Here is a 19,977-nt window from a genome sequence, read left to right as displayed (position 1 = left end):
AAAATATAACCTCTTAATCTCTACTTGTTTCTAGAATTGATCCGTCTTCACCCATACGGAATTTAACGTTTTCATCAATCCATTTTCTTCTAGGAGCCACTTTATCTCCCATTAAGGTTGTTACACGCTTTTCAGCAAGTTGAGCATCGTCAATCTTAACTCTAATTAAGGTACGAGTTTCGGGATTCATAGTTGTTTCCCATAATTGATCAGCATTCATTTCACCTAAACCTTTGAAACGCTGCAAAGCAAAACCTTTACCCATGTCTTTAGAGTCTTCGCTCAATTCTTCATCAGTCCAAGCATATTTAATCTTGGCTTTTGCTCCGTTACCTTTTTGTAGTTTGTATAAAGGAGGCAGAGCAATATACACACGACCCGCTTCAACCATTGGGCGCATATATCTGTAAAAGAAAGTTAAAAGCAAAATTTGAATATGGGCACCATCAGTATCCGCATCTGTCATGATGATGATTTTATCGTAATTTGCATCCTTAATCTGAAAATCTGATCCAACCCCTGCACCAATAGTATGGATCATGGTATTGATTTCTTCATTTTTAAAGATATCTTGTAACTTAGCTTTTTGCGTATTTAAGACCTTGCCTCGTAATGGCAAAATAGCTTGGAACTTTCTATCTCTTCCTTGTTTTGCGGAACCACCAGCTGAGTCCCCTTCGACTAGGAATAACTCATTTTTCTTTGGATTACGTGATTGAGCAGGAGTTAATTTTCCTGAAAGAATCTCCTTCTTTCGTCTCTTTTTGCCACTTCTGCTTTCATCTCTGGCCTTTTTAGCAGCTTCACGTGCATCCCTTGCTTTTTGTGCTTTCTGAACTAAGCTTTGAGCAAATTCTCCGTTTTCCATTAAATAGTATGAAAGCTGTTCATAAACAATGCTGTCTACAACACTTCTAGCTTGTGGAGTTCCAAGTTTTCCTTTAGTCTGTCCTTCAAATTCTAGTAATTCTTCTGGAATCTTAACAGATAATACTGCACTTAAGCCTTCACGATAATCGCTACCTTCTAGACCTTTATCCTTATTCTTTAATAACCCTTGCTTTTTAGCGTAATCATTAAAAGACTTTGTAAAACCACTACGTGCTCCAGCTTCATGACTACCACCATCAGCTGTACGAACATTATTTACAAATGAAACAAAGTTTTCGGAATATCCATCATTGTATTGGCCTGAAAATTCAACTTCAATTCCATTTTGTTTACCAGAAAAGTAAAAAACATCTCCCATTGTATCTTTGTCTTCGTTTAAATAAGATACAAATGACTTAATTCCATCTTCATATAGAAACTCATCATGATGTTCTGGTTCTCGTTCATCAGTTAGTGTGAACTTAACACCCTTTAATAGAAAAGCTGACTCACGAATTCTTTCTTGAATGGTTTCGTAATTATATGTGGTAGTAGAAAAAATAGTTGGATCTGGTTTAAAAGTAATAGTAGTACCATTTTTATCTTTAGTCTTGCCTAAATGCTTAAGCGTACCAATTGGATGACCACCATTTTCAAATTCTTCTTCATATGCTTGACCGTCTCTAACTACTCTTACTTTTAAGTAAGAAGATAATGCATTTACAACAGAAGAACCTACTCCATGTAAACCACCAGAAGTTTGATAATTCTTTTCGGTAAACTTACCACCTGCATGTAACACAGTAAGAATAACTTCAATAGTTGGAATTCCTGATTCATGCATTCCTGTTGGCATCCCACGCCCAAAATCTTGAACTGTAACTGAATTATCTTTATGAATAGTTACATTGATTTCTTTACCATAACCAGCCATTGCTTCGTCAACTGAATTATCGACGATTTCATAAATCAAATGATTTAACCCATGCCGATCAGTTGAACCGATATACATTCCTGGACGTTTTCTTACTGCCTCTAGCCCATGAAGAATCTGAATCGAAGAATCATCATATGAACTGGTAGTTTTATTTGCTTTAGCCAAATAAATGCCTCCATTTTTAACAGACAATCAAAATCAACCCCACAGCTATTATAATCTTTGTTAAAATAGCTTTAGATTTTAAATGGGGTTGAAAAGTGAATGTCTACGTTGAATTATTTACTAATTTTTATTTTAGCATACTTGATTGGATCCTTTCCCACAGGTGTATTAGTCGGAAAGATATTTTTTCATGAAGATATAAGAAATTTTGGGTCGGGAAATATCGGAACAACCAACTCGTTCAGAGTAATGGGACCTGTAGCAGGCAGTGCAGTTTTAGTTATTGATGTATTAAAAGGTACACTTGCAACAGATTTACCATTAATTTTCCATCTAAAGGGACCAAAATATTTATTACTAATTGCTGGTGTCTGTGTCATTTTAGGCCACACTTTTTCCATCTTTCTAAAGTTTAAGGGAGGAAAAGCGGTAGCAACTAGCGCCGGCGTCTTTCTTGGCTATAATTTAAAATTCTTTGGACTATGTGCCCTAGTATTTTTACCAATGCTATTTATTACCTCATATGTAAGTTTATCAAGCTTGGTTTCAATAGTTATCATCTTCATTTGTTCCTTCTGGTTTCATGATATCTTTCTTACAATTATTACAGGAATTATGATGATCTTGCTCTTTGTAAGACACCGCTCCAATATCAAGCGCCTAATTAACCATGAAGAAAATATCGTTCCTTTTGGACTATGGTATTGGTACAAAAAGTCTCATGGATTGCTAAAAAAGAATGCTAAAAATAAATAATCAGAACAAAAGACTGTTTAGGTAAAATCCTCAACAGTCTTTTTTCATAAGTATTATACTTCATTTGAACAAATGTTCGCAAGATGCGATTTTAGCACCTAATTAATATGGATAAGTATCTAGGCGGTCTTTCTCAGTGATTTTTCTAACTACTCGGCCTGGAACACCTAAAACCAAAGAATTATCTGGAATATCTTTTGTAACTACACTGCCAGCACCAATAACGCAATTTTTTCCAATCGTTACTCCTGGACAAACAGTTACATTACTAGCTAACCAGCAATTATCGCCAATTGTAATTGGTGCGCCATATTCGATATCTGCTACTTTACCATCTGCTTGCAAGCGCGCATTTCTTTGCTCTGGCAATAAGGGATGCAGCGGTGTTACTAATGAAGTATTAGGACCACACATTACATTGTCTCCAATAGTAACTGGACAAGTATCTAAAATAGTCAAATTAAAGTTAGCATAAAAATTTTTACCTAATTTTGTAAATTTACCGTAATCTACTTCAATTGGTCCTTGAAGGTAAACTCCTTCTCCATGATCTGGAAATAAATTATCGATAATTGCTTTTCTTACTTCCTTATCTTCATCTGCTGTTTGATTATAGTCACGGCTTAAGCGATGCGCCTTTGTCGAAATAGCTCTTAACTCTTCTGTGTCGGGACGATAAGGTAGTCCTGCTAGCATATTTTTAGTATTTTCTTCCATTTCTTACACCTTACTTTCTTATGCTTTTTAATATCTTTAAAATATCATATTTGGTGTTGGAATTATAGTGAATAAAAAATAGATAGAAACATAAACCCTGCTTCTATCTATCTTTATTGTATTAATGTTACTGACTATTCTGAATCACGTAATTGCTTTAGGCTTTCTCCGAAAATATCATCAATTACTGCTGGGTCACGGTGGTCAAAGAATTGACTTACGCCCTTATCTAATCCTTTAATCTTATCCATTTCATCCTTAGTTAATTCAAAGTCAAAAATATCAAGATTTTCTTTTTGACGTTTTTCATGAACAGATTTTGGAATAACAACAATATCTTGTTGGGTAAGCCAACGCAAAATAACTTGAGCAGTAGTCTTGTGGTGAGCTTCAGCAATTTCTTTCAATGTCTTATTATTGAAAATATCATGTTTACCTTCTGCAAATTGAGCCCAAGCTTCTACAGCTACATCTCTTCCTTGGAAGAATTTAACATCGTTAGTTTGTTGGAACCATGGATTAATTTCAATTTGGTTAATTGCTGGCTTATCTTCATGAGCAAGCTCTAAATTCATGTATTGATCAGGATAAAAGTTTGATAAACCAATTGAACAAACTTTACCAGCGCGCTTAGCAGCAGCTAAAGCGTTCCAGGCACCGAATGTATCGCCACAATGTAATTGTTGGAACTTCTGTCATTTATAAGTCCTCCCTTTTCTACTCATTCTCCTTCATTCCAAGTCTAAGAATACAATGAATAAACTAATAGAGCTTATTTTTCATTATCTTTGATTTGGCCAGTGAAATAATGGCTAGGCTACTCATAAAACTTGTTAAATAAGTCTTCTAGTGAAATTTTCCTAACAGTAAATGAAACGTTATTTTCAAGTAGTATATGAATTATTGTGTCAAATTTATCTTGACTTAATTCATCAATTGGTAAAAGAATCGTTTGATTAGGTAGAATTTGATAATTACTTTCTTCGAGAATATTGCTAATCAAACTTGAATTATTAAATTCTAAATATTTTTTTGTTTCAGCTTTATTGTTTAGATTTTCAATTATTCTACCATTCTTTAAAAATAAAACTTGATCTGCATATTGCTGTAAATTTTGCAACAAATGTGAGGCCATAATTATTAACTTACCTTGTGCTCGCAAATTTAACAATACCTGTGAAATTAACTGAACGTTTTGGGGATCTAATCCATTCATTACTTCATCTAAAAGCATGACTGACGTATTGGTAGCCACCACCATTGCAAAACATAAACGTTGTTTCATCCCTAGTGAATAGGTTTCTACTTTACGATCAATATAAGTTTCCATTTTTAAGGTTGAAATAATATCTTTTATTTTCTGCGGATTATTATGCCATAAGTTAGCATAAAGTTTTAAATGATCTCTCCCAGTCATAAAAGAAAAAAGTTCACTTTGGTCAGGAAAAGCACAAATTTCTTGATGCAATTTAACTGTTGTCTTTTCGTTCTTATACTGTAATTCATTATATTCTACGTATCCCTTTTGAGGTTTTAGATTGTTCAATATAACATTGATTAATGTCGATTTTCCTGTACCATTTGGTGCCACTAATCCATAAATTGTTCCATTTTGGAAATTATAATTAAAATCATCTAAGACAGTATGATTACCAAAAGATAAGGTAATATTTTTTAATTTAAGCATTTAATTTCATCCCTTTACTAATGAAACTCTATTTGAATGACTAATCATTATCATAAAAATTTCAACTATTAAAATGGCAAAAATAAGAGGATAAAGTCCTGCTACAAATCCCCATCCTGGAGAATCCATTAAATATGCTAAATTTCCAGTTAAACTTTCTCCAATAGAGAAATATGTCATTGGTAGATTTTGTAAAAATGGATATACATATCCCATTCCTAAAGAAAAATAGAAAACTTTTCCACTAATTGCAAACATAGTTGCTAATATTTCAGCAATGTATTCATTTCTAAAAATTATAGAAAATAAAATCGTGAGCCTAATAAACAAAAAAACAATTAAAATGGCAAAAATCCCAAACTGCCTAAAATATTCTCCTAAGGTTGGATATTTAAAAGGCTGTAAAAAATACAATCTTCCCATATAAAAAGTCGTTCTCAAATTAAATGAGCCAAAGCCGTATTTTGGAGCTGTACATAAAGTAATTACCACTAAAGCTAGTAAAAAATTTATTCCTATGCCTATTTCAACTACCAGAGTTTTAATCCAAAGGATAGAACTTTTACTTAAGGGAATATTTTTTAAGACCGATTTGTTCTTACGATCGTTAGGTACAATATCCGCTGCAAAAAATATCACAATAATAATTAATATTAGAGCTGTCCAACCTGATATAGAATTTTGCAATATTTGTAAAGTAGTTCTTTCCTCGATAGTATTCCTAGTAAGTGGCTGTTTACTTTTAACTAGAGCGTCATATAAATGGGCTGTTCTTTGATAACCAAAGTGCCCATCCTCCCTATAATTATTATTTTGGTAATACTGAACGGGATATAGAAATTGTTCATTCTCATCTACAAAAATCAAATGATCAACATCTTTATACCACCTGCTTGAGTAAATAGCATATTCTCTCCAATTATTTGTCTTAATTCCATGAAGACGATGTTTATCAAATTTTAGAATAGCAGGATAAGTTTTTAGAGCATTAACATATCCTTCATTCGGCACCTCATGTGCATTTTTTGATTTCTGCATTTCATTTATTTTTGTTACTGCTTTTTTCAAGAATAAATTATATCGTTGATATTCTCCCTTAATTGCATAAGGATCGACCTTTTCAATTATTTGCCGATTAGGTACGCTAACTAAGCAAAAATATAAGGAAAGAATAAAAGTTAAAACAAATAGACCAATATTTTTAGGATTAGTGAAAAAGTATTTTAGTTGAAAAATAAAATATTGTTTCTTCATTTTCATCCCTTCCTCTCCCCTAAATACTTAAATCCATAAATCAAAATCAATGACCAGATCAGAAGTACTAAGTAGCCAGTCAGAAAATTAACATTGGTTAAATGCAAATTACTTGCAAGGTCTCCATTAAATAGATTGGTTAAATCTAAATATGGCGATGGTAAAAATACAAGCCACTTCAAAATATCTTTTGGTAAAAATAATAAAGCGTAAATACTGCCTTCGATGAAGATAGTTAAATAAATGTTCTTAGTTATCTGATTTAAAAACATACTTAAACTTGTAACAAAAATAACTAATCCAGAAATATATGCTAAAAAGACAAGGCAATAACTCCATAAAGGTATAGTAAGTGCATGAGTAAAATAAAAATTAACCGGATAGTTTAAAGTAACAAAATTATGTTTTATACCAGCAAATACATAAGCTCCAATTATAGAGAGTAATACTGATGAGAAAACTAAGATAAAGTTAATGCCAATCTTTCCAATTATCTCGTCTTTAAAGAAATAAGGAATATTTTTTAAGACTGATTGATGCTTCAAGTTAATAATCCAGCTATCAGCCGAGATGAAAGAAATATAAAAGAAGATAATAGTACCTAAAAATGATAAAACATAAATTAAATATGTTGCTGAACTTTCATTATTCATTACAATCGGAATCTTATGATTAATTAAATAATTAATCCGATTCAATTCTTTGCTAATAAAAAATTGCGATGGCACATTTAATGTATTAGCTCCAGCATAGTGGTTCGTATAGCCTGCTTGCATAGTGGTTAGCAAATTGCGATAGCTGTTTAAATATTGCACAGGATCGGTAAATACTTGACTATTTTGTAAACTAGCTAATTCCTGAGCTTGTTTATTTAAATTGTCATAGGTATTCTTATAGGTAGGTTTTTTTTAGCATTTCATTGTCAAAATAATTAGAATTAGCCTGCAAGGATTCGCTATAAGTTTCCCAACTTTTTATTCCATCTCCTATTTTTTGATTTTCGACTATAAATAAAGAAAAGGTAGAAAACAGGATAAGAATAACAATAAGAAGTTGGTTTTTCTTTGATTTTAAGACAATTAATAAGTTAGATTTAAGATATGTTAGATTCATTGGTACAATCTTCTTAAATTTGTTTTAGTATAATATTAGCATAAAATAAAAAAGCATTAATAAATAAAATTAATATTTCATATTTTTTATCTTTTCATATTATTTTTAGCTCAATCAGACCAATCAGACAATTATCGATCAACAAAAAAACCTGTGTAAAACATGGGCTTTTATTTACTGATAAATCTCTCAATAAGCTTTCAGTTATCCTACTCAAAGGATAATTCTAGTCTATTAAAAATAGGTGAATTAATATATCGCTAATATCGTAAATACTATAAACAAAGATTTTTAATTATTATTATCATTTGAGCCAAAAATAGTTAAGAATTGCAAAAATAGGTTAACAAAGTCTAGATATAACTGAAGAGCTCCCATAACAGCTAATCCGTTCGTAGAAACTTCACCACCAAATTGTAAATAGATGTTCTTCATTCTTTGTGCATCCCAAGCAGTTAAAACAGTAAAAATAATAACTGCAATAAATGAAAAGATGTAATTAGCTGCTGAACTCTTTAAAAACATGTTGATTAACATAGCTACAATTAAACCAATTAATGCTGCTGACGCGTAGGAGCCCCACCTACTCAAATCTTTTTTAGTAACCGTACCTAAAATGGCCATTACAACGAAGACTGTTGCAGATGCGACAAAGGCAGAAGCAATATCTTGCCCAGTATATTTCAAATAAAAGTTATGCTTTAATATTAGGATTAGTTAACTTGAAGCGCCGATACAAATTTTCTTTAATTGCTGTCTTCCATTTTTCAACTAAACGATAATCGTAATCTTTAATTAATAAAGCTGAAAGCAGATTGCTATTTTTTTAATATAACTTAACACTTCATAAAAATATGTAAAGTTGTTTGTAGCTGAATCTGTAATACTCTGATCAAGCGTATTCAGATTTTCTATAAAAGTATTTTCTATTTCTTCTAATAAGCTGTCTACGTTATCGTAATATGCGTAAAAAGCACTTCGTGCAACATTTGATGTTTGCGCTAGCTCTTTAATAGAAACTTGATTTATTTTTTTAGTATTTAATAAAATAATTAAGCCTTCATGCAAGGCTTGTTGTGCGGATGTTATTTTTGTCATGGAGTTATTAACTTTCTTATGATTAATAAAAATAGATCAAGAAAATATCCTGATCTATCTACTATTATATGATTAATATTTATACATTTAATTATTTGAAAATATATCCATGGTATATTCTATTTTTTGGGAATAATTAGTATCTTGGTTCTCAATTACTAAATAATATTTTTTATTAAGATTATAATTTGTATTCTGAATTGTAATAGTTACAGGAAGAGTACGATCAGCCGCAGATCCCTTACGATTTGCTTCAACTACTACTTTATTAGAAATCATCTTTTCATCCTCATCAACAAAGAATACATTATATTCAGTTGGTAATACTCTATCACTAACTGAAGCTATTTGATTAAAAAGCAAATTCATTTTTAAACTATTAATTCTAAAAGTAGTAGCCGCTAATTTGATTTCTGCTGGTTGTGCAGCGGATTTTCGTGAAGTTGCTTTGATATCTAATATTGGAATTAACATTTCTTGAATAGAAGAACCGCCGTGAACATAATTTTTACTTCCACTTCTTGCAATAAATTCGTTCGGGCTTGTTGGATAATAAATATTAGTTTTATCATCATTAGATAAGCTAATACCCATTGTAGTACTTTTAACTCCCCTTACGCTTAATTTATCAGGGGTAATCAAATATCTTAAATGCGCATTGCCTAAATAGTCTTCATTTGCTAAATCAATTTTGTCGGTATCATAAATTGGACGTTCTTGATAAATAAAGCCATGATCGGCTGTTACAATGATGTGCGACACACCGTTTGTTCGTAGAGCTTGAATAGTTTTTTTAATTTCCTCAATTGCTTTTTCTGTAGCATCTACTAGTTCTTTAGTTGTTTTTAGTTCATGTCCTTTAGCATCAATTTGATTGTGATACAAATAAATTAAATTCTTACCATTAATGAAAGTTTTCACTTCTTTTGAAGTCATTTCCAAGATATCTTTTAGTTGAGCAGCTGTGTTACTTTCATTGAATGTTTTTAAAATTTTATTACGAGCAGAAGTATTTTCAGCGTTTTTATCATCTACTTTAACTTTATGTTTCTCTGCATCCCATCTAAGACTATTGTGTGGTAGCATAACATTCATTCCCATATACGTTACTGACGGCAAGCTAGTAAGCGCATATTTCATATTTAAAGTTAATCGATCATTATTATCTAGCTCATCTTCTAGCTCTTTACCAACTTCAAAGCGTAAGGCATCTGAAAAAATTACTACAACTCTTTCTGGCACATGAGCTACGTGATTATGATAAAATCTTTCTTGTTTTATATCACTTGGTACTTCTGATAAATCAAAGGTATTATTCCATTGTTTAACCGAGCTATTTAATAAAATATTTCCGTAATACAAATCAATATTTTTTTTGATTTTACTATATAAATCGTTATTGCCAATTCTTGTATAAGCTAATAATAATTTTCGATAAATAGTGTCTATTTGGTATTCATTATTTATATATCCGTCCAATTCTTTTTGCCAATTTTCAAATAATGGGATACGCAAATTAAATAATTCAGCACTATAACGTAAAAATTTATATTCATTTTCTTTATTATTAGAGAAATTATTGCGAGTGTGGTTAGACATTCGATCAATAATATTTAGAACTTGTTCATAATCAGTAACTTGATTATCAATAAATTTATCTCTAATTTTTGTTAATACGATACTGTTTACTTCTTCAAAAACAGTTACCTTTGTTAAGTCACTGAGGGATTCTTGTACTAATAAATCATGTAATTTCAATTCATTCCAAACACGATTTGACTCTGAGATATAGTATTTATTATATTTATTAGAATCAGCAAAGCGATCAATAAAAATTTGTACATTATCTTTATTACTTAATAATAAATTTTGAAATTTATTAGAATTTTTAATATCTAATTCTGTATCTAAATATGTGAAAAAAAGATTATTAATTAGATTATCTAAGTTAGCATTTTCAATAGTATCATAGCCGAAATAATTCCCAACTAGTTTCCAAAAATAATCTAGTACATTATATTTAGCAAAAAGAAATAAATATTGATTGTTTTCTTTTCCGGCAGAAATAATTTTCATCAATAATTCATTAATATCTAGCTTTTCAGTTTTGGTAATTGCCGCGATAATACCTTTTTCAGGAGTGGTATCGAAATCTACGTTCCAATACTTAATAAAGTTCTTGCGTCTATCTTTAGCACCAAAAAATGTATGATATTGTTTTACAAAAGATAATTTATCTACTGACAAATTTAATTCTTCTAGTATAATTTGTGTTGCATCGGCAGTAAAAAGCTTCGAATAGTATTCCAGATCAGTTAAATAATTTTCTTGTATTCTCGGTCGTTCATAAGGTGCATAAATTAAATATTTATGTTGAGAATCACTTAAAAGGTTAATTTTTGTTTTAAATTGTTGATTAGCTTGAGCTTTATATAGTTTAACTTCATTTAAATTAGAAGCAATTTGATCAATGATATCTTTAAACTGAGCCTTATCGTCATACCAAAAAACATACTGATATTTATCTTCAAAATAGTTTTTAAGTTCTGAAATAATTTTATCTGTCGTTAATGTTGCCATACTGTTAACTCCTGTTCATTAAATAAATTATATCAGTCGCAAAGTATCCTAAAGGCACCCTAAGTATATAAAAATTCTACTCTATTTAATTATCTATAATAAAAATATAGAAATACTAAAAAATCTGATAAGTATAAATATTTTGCATATTCAATTATACAATTGTATAATTGATTTACAATTTAAAGTGAAAGATAACTTGTTAATGATTAACGCTGGGTCCCAAAACGGGGTAAGTTGTTACACTGAGCATTCTTATGTGCCCGTTGTTTTTATACTTTTTTAAGACTCTCAACAAAGTGTTGAGGGTCTTTCTTTATCTCGGTAACAACAAATTCTACAAATTGTTTAGAATAAGTATAACTGTGTTGTTTTCCTATTACATGTTCACAAGAATACTTAGGATTTGATTTAATGTCATAAAAATCTATTATCATATTTAAAACATACTGATTAAAACCACTTTTATACTGTAATTTTATGTTTTGTTTATTTAATCGTTCATTGATTGCCATAATAACATTATTGTAAGAATATTAGTGTGTATCAGATGGATCTTTTATGTCTTTAACTATAGCTACGAAATTTTCTGAATTTCTTTCTTGTAATATATAAACGTTGAGCAATATTGATCGAAAATTTATCTGAATCATATTCTTTATTTAACACATCAATTTCATTAGATTGTTGTATAAATTTTTGAGCAATTTCAGCAGGATACATCATTTTTATCTGTTCATCGCTTAATGGCTCATAACGAATTGATAAAGTTAGAAAGTCTTGAGATATATTTAGTAATATCTCTGTTTTGGTATTTTTCTAATTCATTAGTATAATTTAATACACACGCTTGAAACAATGGTGCGTATTTAACTTCATATTCTTCAGTAATAAAATGGGTACTAATATTTCTTAACTATATTATTTTTTCAAGATTCAATCTAATTCTTGTATGTTTATCAGGATAGATCTTTTTTACTGCATCAATTAAACTAATAGTTCTATCTTGTTCGTCTTTATAATAAATGGATTCATTTTTATCAATAAGTATTGCCTTTAATAGCAATTCCCCTGCGTTACAAATAAAAAACTAAAACCTTCTACCTATACTTAATAGTTGGTTTATTGTAAATTTCTAATCCCATTAAAAAGGACTCTATACTCTTATCAACCGTATTTTGAGAAAGGGTATTATTCATTAATTTATTTTCCTTTTATATAAAAATCAACTTTACTATTGTACCAAAATCCCCATTAAAATTTTCCACAAAATAAATGTATTAAAAATTTTAAAATATAGGAAAAAACTGCGTGTAATTACGCAGTTTTTTAATAAATATTAGCTCTTAACTTTCCGAGATCTTCTTTTAACATATCCCTTTCACCTTTAACACAGATGTCAACTTTATTTTTATACTCAAAATAGTCTAATCCTAAAGATGTTATCCACTCAGAAAGAGCTTTAAGAGATTCTATATTAGTAACATGGAATTTCTTGATGCCTTTTTCGTTCATTGGAATACTATAGCTCATTGGAAAAAATTGAATTTTATCAAATTCTTTTATATCTGGTTTAGTTTGAATATATTCTTTAAGGTACTTATAAAAAAGTTTAATATTTTTTATGTTAATTCCTTCTAACAAGATATGAATTTCTTTAGAATCATAATTACCTTTTTTTATAAATGATTTTATCCAATTGTCTACACAGTCATCTTTTTCTACTAAGTTTACTAATTCCTCGCTCCAATCAATCAATAAAAAATTGTCGTTTTTCTGACATATTATATTCCATATCTTATTTAAGATCTCAATACTATTATTGTTTTTTAAAAGTAGAAGTAATTGATCTTCATTATGAAATTGAAACTTCTTTAATTTGGGGATTAAAATTTTATTCACATAACTAGTTAAAATTGATTGATCCTTTTTATATATTTTTTCAAGTAAATAATTAGACATATCGTATTGATCATTATCAATATAATTGATAAAAATATCTATTAATAATTTAATATCATCAAATGAATCTACGATACTTTCACTTTGTTTCTCATCAAGGTAGGAAAAGTGAAAATATATCCTTTTAAATTCTTCTTCTTTTGAAGATATAATTTTACAACATTCTTCAAATGCATGTGTATTAACAGTATTAAATTTATATAGAAAATCAAGACTGCGATTGCTATAATCTCCTATACTTTTCACAGTTTCATTTTTTAAGTACTTTGTTAATAAGTCATAGGTTTGAAAATTCAAATTTTTCTTGGGCAAGCTATCAAAATAAATGTAATATAACCAGTCTTTTCTGTTTTCATTCTTTACTTTATCTAACATCTGAATAATTTTTGATGTAGAGCTTACAGTATGTAGATAATTTATAATTGCATAAAAAATCGATGATATTGAAATTTTACTTGAAAATAAAAATTCTATACCGGACAGGTATTCATCTGTATTATCTTTTAAGTTATCTAATATAATTTGTACAACCATCAACAATCCATAAGTCTGAGATCTTTTTTCTAGGGTATCAATAATGTTTACTATTTTTTTCAAAGTTTCTACATCAGAGTTTAAATTATCATCAACATATTTTTTTAGAAACTTATTACTTTGGTGTTTCTTTTCACGTCTAATACTTTCGATATCTTGGTAAAGATGATAATCACTATTATTTAGAAAATTATCTATATTAGAAATTTCGATATTTGTCTTAAATAATCTATTTTTAATTTGACCCACTGCAACACAATCTATAAGGCTTTTTGGATCAAATAGTTTATGAATTAATTTACTAATATATTTCAAATCAAATTGAACAACTTTTCTAGTAGTATCATCTATATTGTTCAATCCAAATAACTCTAATCCATAGTTTGCTACAATTTTTCTAACTTTACTATCAAAATTAAAATCAAGTTTCAATAAGAATTTCCACAGTTGTTCTCTAAAAACAAGATTATCTTCAGTAGCAGAAGATAAAAATTTGCGTGTCATAAATTTATTTGGTTCATTAACAACTCCATGAGTTTCTTCAATTACTAATTCTAAATATTTAGGCATGATAGATAAAAGTAAATAAATATTTACCTCACTATCGAATTTTTCGCTATTCATCAATTCCTTGATCAAACTAATCTGTCTTCTAAATTTATAATTAATAAATGTGTCATAATTTATAGCCCAGTCTTGAATGATAGCTGCATGAAATTCAGAAAATAGCTGTGGTTGTTTATTTAAATATAGACAGAATAACTCAGAAGCATATTTATAACTATCAGTATAAGAAAGATGATTAATTATTTTTAAAATAATATCATTTAATCTATTATTATCCGAAACATTGAAACTAATATTATTTTTTCTTGGATATTGTTTAATTTGATCAATTTTTTCTTTCACCGTTTCAATAGTTTTATTAACATCAAATTCTACAAAATCCGAAACAAAGTCTAAATACTTTTCACTATGTTTATCTTCCAAATATTTCCAAACCTCTTTTACAACTTGAGTAAGATAATTTTCATTTTCTTCATTGTAAAAGGTATTTATCAAATCGTTGATACAATTAATAGCTAGCTCAGCTTTGGTTTCAAAAGTATATTCTATTAGATCTTTTAAAGAAATTAACTTTTCATCTAAAAAGACAATTTTTAAAACATAAGCTTTTAACGTTTGATCTGAAAAATATATGTATTTTTGATTTATAAAATCAATTAATTCTTGTTTATCAAGTAAAGCAATATTTCGTTTAAATTCGGTATATGAAATATTGGCTGTATCTAATATTGGTTTGTATAAAACTTTTTCTTGTTCGTTATTAATATTTAAGTTTCCAAAAAAAGCAATTATTCCTAAGCAAATAAGTTGTCGATTATTATCAATTACATTTTCCAGTACATTTTTAAGTAGTTTTTTATAAACTTGAGACGCATCTGCTATATCAATAATTCTATGTTTTTCCAAATATACTTCAGATGTCAACATCGCCATTCTAAGATTACTATGAGATATTTGACAAATTATATCTAAAATGTACTCATTTTTTATATTGTATACTTTTGTAATGCATTCCCTAATTTCTTCAGTATTGAGCGATAGTAAATTAATAGTACTTACTGAAGCGTATTCATCAACTTTATTTTCTATTTCTTCTTTTGCATAATCGCGTACTGTAATTAAAATCTTTACTTTTCCAGAATTTAATTGTTGAACAAACGCTTTAAATATTTTCTCCAAATTTTCAATTTGATTTGCATCATCAAAAACAATTAATTTAGTAGCATCAACTGAAAATTCAATCTGAAGTTCGGATATTAGAGCGTTAATATCATATACATTTCGTACGAAAAAACTATTATTCAAGAAATTTCTTTTAGCAAACTCAAAGGCTAATCTCGTTTTTCCTACCCCCGGTTTACCTGTGAGCACTATAATATTTTGTGTCTTAAAATATTCGTTTATTTCTGCAAGCTCTTTTTCTCTATAAGCAAAATATGAATTTAATTTTGATCCACTAAATTGCTTATTATATTCTTCCCCAAATTCACTAATATTTTTTAGTTGCCGTGGTGGTAATGCAAATCCTAAATATTTATTGGCTAAATCACGGTACTTATCTTGAATATATTTGGCTAATTCAAAGTTTGAAATAAATTTAAACTCTATGTTTTCTTTCTTATACTTTTCTGTTAACGAGTCGATATATTCTATGCTTACGTTTGATGTAGCTGAACAATAAATAATCTTTTTTACATTGTTTTTATTAATCTTCAATTCACTAAGTTTCTTTAAGTCGCTATTAATTTTTTGAATTAACCTACTTTCTTGTGATGTATATTCCATCAAATACAAATCACCACTATCATTTATAATATACGAATCTGGTGTTCCTTTAGTTGGTTTGTTTTTACCATCTTCAGAACCAAGAGGATTTAATGTTCCTCCTAAAATACGAGATAAATATTCGTCACAAAGTTTTTGAAAGGTTGTCGCATCAATTTCTTTAATAGCATTTTCGATTTTATTTAATTCGTTCATCTACTAAGTCACTTTCTTTCCATAAAAATAGTGTACTTTCACAGAAATTCATTTAAATTATAAACGAAAAAGTGTCTGGGAAAAAACTCAGAAATTAAGAAATCCTACTAAATCTTGGTATTAATAAACCTTGATTTAATAGGATTTTTCTTTTGAGTAAAAGCCTAAAATTAACTAAAAATAAACTTTTTTCCCGGACACTTTTTCTATAATTATAAATTAGTCAACAACTTTTCTCCTTGTTGCAATTTGTCATGATTAGCAAGAACACCATCATCAAGATCTAAATCTACTGGACTTTGAGATAAGTGATCTAAGACTTGGTCATACTTAACTAATTCATTCATTTGCTTATTAAGAGTTGAAATAATCTTTCGATATTTGCTCTTAGCACTTGCAGTTGTTTCCTGATCTAATAAATCATTATCAATTTCGATTAAATCGTTCATTGCCGGCTGCAAGTCGTGAAGATATTGACGAACCATTGCAAGTTGTTCTGGAGTGTAGCGATGTAAGTACATTAAAGCTTTGAATCCCTTGTTTCTACCGGAATTAAATTCCCAATAAATTGGACGTTTTTGATATATCTTAGCATGATCTTTGTAGAAATCATTGGCGAAATAGTCACGGATAATCTGTTCTGAACTAACTCCACGTTCGAACTTCTTAGGGTCTAAAGTTTGAGCAATGAAGTTCACATTATCTGTTAAACGATCTGGATCGAAAGTCGTGGACAAAAACTCACGCAACCGAACGATGATATCACGCTCATCGTCAAAGTATTGACGATCGGTTAAGAGAATAATGTTTTCTTTATTTGGCTTGAAGGTTGAGTAAAGGGATGCATTCCAGTCACCGCCAGCATATGCAAGTCCGTCTTGATCAAGTGAGTAACGGCCAAAGATACAACCGATAAAGTAAGATAGGAATGCTTTAATATCACGAACTTGATCAGCTTTACGAACAGAAACTTCCTTATCGTCTTCTTCTGGAGTTAATTCATCTTGTAAACCATAAAGATCAATAAAGATACGGTTTAGTTCTTCTTCGTTGGCTTTAAGTTGATTAAATCTATCTAAAGCTTCTTGTGACCAATTATTATAAGCTTGTTCTAAAGTTGCAGCTTTATTTACTAATAACGGACTACGTTTGAAGTCCCATGATGTTTCAAATGCATCCCAATCTTGTTTTGCAATAGAAATATTATTTTTAACTATATTGTTGACTACAGTTATTTTCGTACAATATAAAATTGGTATTTTTTTTATCTGTTCTGGTCCAAAATTAATTGTCGGTGCTATAAAACTTAACACTGCCATTGCAACTTTAGAATTTAGTAGTCCCAGATAATAATACAAATCATTATTATTAATAAAAGCAACTGGTCCACCATTGCCAAATAAAATTCCTGTTGGTACATATCTACAGTTAAATATTCCAGATGTCACTTCAGTCCACGTTAAAGCTTCTTTAAAATAATACTTTGGTTCCCTCAATCTATAATTTTTGACATTTTCTTTAATATCTTCTCCACCATTTTCAAGATTTACAACTGTATCAAAATTACCAAACCATTTTCTTTTTTGACCACCTGAAGTAACCGGGAACCATTTAAAATTTGAATTAATCATATCTTTATAAGATTCCATATTACATGAAAGTTTACTATGCAAAACTTCATACCACAGTCTCAAATATAACTTATTGTTACCAGTTAAAACCCCTTTTTTAGTTTCGCCATTAAATTTTTTACCAATTTTAAAATCTTCATATAATGATTGTATAGCCCAATAAGCAATAGGACTGCCAGGAATCTTATCAAAATTATCTTGAGCAGCACGATACAAATATTTAACTTCAGGATTAGCAATAGCTTCCAAAACTTTCTGTTCTTGAACAGCCATTCCGCCTTTAAAATTACTTAATCTCAAATAAGTGCCAGATTTTTCATCGGCTTTCTTCAATATAAAGGTATTAATTGGCACAGTGGCTTCTTCAAAAGCGGAATACTCCATTTGAATTAAACTATTAATATTTACATTATCAATAATATCTTTACGAAGTGGTTCATAAGATTTAATAAACATCCACACCAATGGAGTCATATAGCCAGAATACCCTCCATCACGTAAGAGATGCATATTATGATAAATGAATACAGAGAATAAATCCTTAGAATAATCTTTATAATTATTCCGTAAATATTTCTTCAGCTTTTTATCAAATTTATTCATATATGGTGGATTGGTTACAACAGTTTCATATTTGTTAGTCATTATTCTAACAATACTTAGAATCTTAAGGATCTTATCTTTAGTTCTTTTGTTTCCGAAAACATCCAAGCTATCATCAAAATCAATCTTCTTTATTGTAGATTTAAGATTATTAGTATCAATGTCTTGATCTATTTTTATAATAGATCCTAATTCCGTTGCATCAGCAAAAACTTCTGCTAATTTCTTTAAATCTTCTTTTGTTTTTTCATTATCGATAAAATTATAAAAATCTTCGGAAACATGTAAATCTTCAAAGTAGTAGAGATTATTGGCTACATTTCTTCTAAAGAAGCGTCGGTCATATTCTCTACCCTTCATCATTAATGCAAAATAAGCTAATTGAAATGCTCGTTTATCAATTTCAAGTCCAAAGATATTATTTTCAATAATTTTTTGTGCAGCATCCCTCTTAGAATATCCTTCTTCAAGATACATCTTCATCAATAAGTCAAAAGCATAGATTAATATGTGTCCTGAACCCATAGCATTATCTAAGAATTTATATTCGGAAATATCTTGATCATTATTCACTGATTCAATCTTACTTGGTAATAAATATTTCAATTCATCTTTTAGTTGACTATTTTCATGACGCTCTAAATAGTACTTTCCCAATGAATTATCAACCATATAGCGGACAATCCAGTCTGGAGTAAACAATTGGGTAGCGGCCGGAATTTCATCCTTTTTAATAGCTTTACCATTCATATTAACTACTTTTTCATGAGGTTCATTATTGTAATATTGATAAAGCCATCCAATAATTTGAACTTGTCCTTCTTCATTTACATCAAAATAACTCGCAGGAATTTCATTAATCAAATCTTGAATAACGCCACGGTTATAATTAGGTGTAAACAACAACTTCAAATAATCATTAGTTTTTTCAAACAAACCTGACAAAATGTCACTTAGTGCATCACATTGCTTAATAAATAGCATTGCATAAAGCTTATCCATCAATTCAGGGGTTCTCTCAGTCAAAGCAGTCGAAATTAATTCTTTTTCTGAATCACTATAGCCACCTAAATCGTCTTCAATCTCCATTGCTTCATTAATGATGTCAGGTTCAGCCTTACCTTCTTCACTAGTTAAGACACTTACCCTACTTGGCAGATAATTGTTAACTTCCATAAATCTAATTGCGATAATTCTGTTGAACCAAGTGTAGGCAACTTCTTCAATAAAATCATCAAAGACAGTCTTAGGGTCATCATCATATCCCCTATTTTTTAATTCATTAACAACATCTTTTCGCCAGCCAATTTGTTTACCAGTTAAAGCATTATTTTCATTATCATCTACATAGTACTTTTTATCTTTTGTAGAGATAGAAAGTTCATCATTAATCTTTTCATCTGTAATGCCCAAATTAGCTAGCTGAACTTCGGTCGTATCTCTCAAACTTTTTCTAGCATTAATTGCAAATTTTTTTATTTTATTTTTGTCCATACTTTTTCAAATCTCTCTAAACTTCAAAT

The 19,977-nt window shown here is 29.3% G+C and carries 11 protein-coding genes and 2 pseudogenes; 1 reads left to right on the top strand and 12 read right to left on the bottom strand.

Going from position 1 to position 19,977, the window contains the following annotated elements; translation table 11 throughout:
* Nucleotides 1–13: 13 nt before the first annotated feature.
* Nucleotides 14–1,972, bottom strand: a complete 1,959-nt coding sequence (gene parE / locus HMPREF0528_RS02750; RefSeq protein WP_034525098.1) for a DNA topoisomerase IV subunit B — start codon at nt 1,970–1,972, stop codon at nt 14–16.
* Between the two features lie 99 nt (nt 1,973–2,071).
* Between parE and plsY the strand changes: the two genes are divergently transcribed.
* The gene (gene plsY, locus HMPREF0528_RS02745; RefSeq protein ID WP_004894815.1) at nt 2,072–2,728 is read left to right on the top strand and encodes a glycerol-3-phosphate 1-O-acyltransferase PlsY; all 657 of its coding nucleotides are present in this window, start codon (nt 2,072–2,074) and stop codon (nt 2,726–2,728) included.
* 102 nt (nt 2,729–2,830) lie between these two features.
* Here the strand turns inward: plsY and HMPREF0528_RS02740 are convergent, their stop codons facing one another.
* The 11 genes and pseudogenes from HMPREF0528_RS02740 to pglX all read right to left on the bottom strand — a co-directional run bounded on the left by HMPREF0528_RS02740 (nt 2,831) and on the right by pglX (nt 19,948).
* On the bottom strand, nt 2,831–3,445 hold the full coding sequence (locus HMPREF0528_RS02740; RefSeq protein WP_004894813.1) for a sugar O-acetyltransferase: 615 nt from the start codon (nt 3,443–3,445) through the stop codon (nt 2,831–2,833).
* A 134-nt stretch (nt 3,446–3,579) separates the two neighbouring features.
* Nucleotides 3,580–4,116: pseudogene (locus tag HMPREF0528_RS02735) on the bottom strand (aldo/keto reductase); the annotation flags it as partial.
* 146 nt (nt 4,117–4,262) lie between these two features.
* Nucleotides 4,263–5,132, bottom strand: coding sequence for an ABC transporter ATP-binding protein (locus HMPREF0528_RS02730; protein ID WP_004894807.1), 870 nt, complete (start codon nt 5,130–5,132; stop codon nt 4,263–4,265).
* Nucleotides 5,133–5,138: 6 nt separating this feature from the next.
* Nucleotides 5,139–6,392: an ABC transporter permease gene (locus HMPREF0528_RS02725; RefSeq protein WP_004894804.1), complete on the bottom strand. Its 1,254-nt coding sequence runs from the start codon at nt 6,390–6,392 to the stop codon at nt 5,139–5,141.
* Nucleotides 6,389–7,162: a hypothetical protein gene (locus tag HMPREF0528_RS02720; protein WP_004894803.1), complete on the bottom strand. Its 774-nt coding sequence runs from the start codon at nt 7,160–7,162 to the stop codon at nt 6,389–6,391. The genes HMPREF0528_RS02725 and HMPREF0528_RS02720 overlap by 4 nt, the downstream gene beginning before the upstream one ends.
* 628 nt (nt 7,163–7,790) lie before the next feature.
* Nucleotides 7,791–8,213 carry a Bax inhibitor-1/YccA family protein gene (locus HMPREF0528_RS02715; RefSeq protein WP_500861273.1) on the bottom strand — a complete coding sequence of 141 codons (423 nt, stop codon included), beginning with the start codon at nt 8,211–8,213 and terminating at the stop codon, nt 7,791–7,793.
* An 81-nt stretch (nt 8,214–8,294) separates the two neighbouring features.
* A complete protein-coding gene (locus HMPREF0528_RS02710; RefSeq protein WP_004894798.1) occupies nt 8,295–8,597 on the bottom strand; it encodes a TetR/AcrR family transcriptional regulator in 303 nt (100 codons plus the stop codon).
* An 87-nt stretch (nt 8,598–8,684) separates the two neighbouring features.
* Nucleotides 8,685–11,177 carry a BREX-1 system phosphatase PglZ type A gene (gene pglZ, locus HMPREF0528_RS02705; RefSeq protein ID WP_004894796.1) on the bottom strand — a complete coding sequence of 831 codons (2,493 nt, stop codon included), beginning with the start codon at nt 11,175–11,177 and terminating at the stop codon, nt 8,685–8,687.
* Between the two features lie 272 nt (nt 11,178–11,449).
* Nucleotides 11,450–12,376, bottom strand: a pseudogene (locus HMPREF0528_RS09715) (DUF3644 domain-containing protein).
* A gap of 130 nt (nt 12,377–12,506) precedes the next feature.
* A complete protein-coding gene (locus HMPREF0528_RS02695) occupies nt 12,507–16,220 on the bottom strand; it encodes an nSTAND3 domain-containing NTPase (RefSeq protein WP_004894783.1) in 3,714 nt (1,237 codons plus the stop codon).
* A gap of 212 nt (nt 16,221–16,432) precedes the next feature.
* Entirely contained in the window at nt 16,433–19,948 is a 3,516-nt protein-coding gene (gene pglX / locus HMPREF0528_RS02690; protein WP_004894781.1) for a BREX-1 system adenine-specific DNA-methyltransferase PglX, read from the bottom strand.
* Nucleotides 19,949–19,977: the final 29 nt, after the last annotated feature.

The organism is Lactobacillus johnsonii ATCC 33200, from assembly GCF_000159355.1.
GTDB lineage: Bacteria > Bacillota > Bacilli > Lactobacillales > Lactobacillaceae > Lactobacillus > Lactobacillus johnsonii.
The sequence above is the reverse complement of the archived record's forward strand: the minus strand, read 5'-3'. Positions and strand labels throughout refer to the sequence as shown.

Bases quoted from the DNA above. Each gene is read 5' to 3' on its own strand.
- plsY (WP_004894815.1), top strand. From the start codon at position 2,072: ATGTCTACGTTGAATTATTTACTAATTTTTATTTTAGCATACTTGATT.
- HMPREF0528_RS02740 (WP_004894813.1), bottom strand. From the start codon at position 3,445: ATGGAAGAAAATACTAAAAATATGCTAGCAGGACTACCTTATCGTCCC.
- HMPREF0528_RS02730 (WP_004894807.1), bottom strand. From the start codon at position 5,132: ATGCTTAAATTAAAAAATATTACCTTATCTTTTGGTAATCATACTGTC.
- HMPREF0528_RS02725 (WP_004894804.1), bottom strand. From the start codon at position 6,392: ATGAAAATGAAGAAACAATATTTTATTTTTCAACTAAAATACTTTTTC.
- HMPREF0528_RS02720 (WP_004894803.1), bottom strand. From the start codon at position 7,162: ATGCAAGCAGGCTATACGAACCACTATGCTGGAGCTAATACATTAAAT.
- HMPREF0528_RS02710 (WP_004894798.1), bottom strand. From the start codon at position 8,597: ATGACAAAAATAACATCCGCACAACAAGCCTTGCATGAAGGCTTAATT.
- pglZ (WP_004894796.1), bottom strand. From the start codon at position 11,177: ATGGCAACATTAACGACAGATAAAATTATTTCAGAACTTAAAAACTAT.
- HMPREF0528_RS02695 (WP_004894783.1), bottom strand. From the start codon at position 16,220: ATGAACGAATTAAATAAAATCGAAAATGCTATTAAAGAAATTGATGCG.
- pglX (WP_004894781.1), bottom strand. From the start codon at position 19,948: ATGGACAAAAATAAAATAAAAAAATTTGCAATTAATGCTAGAAAAAGT.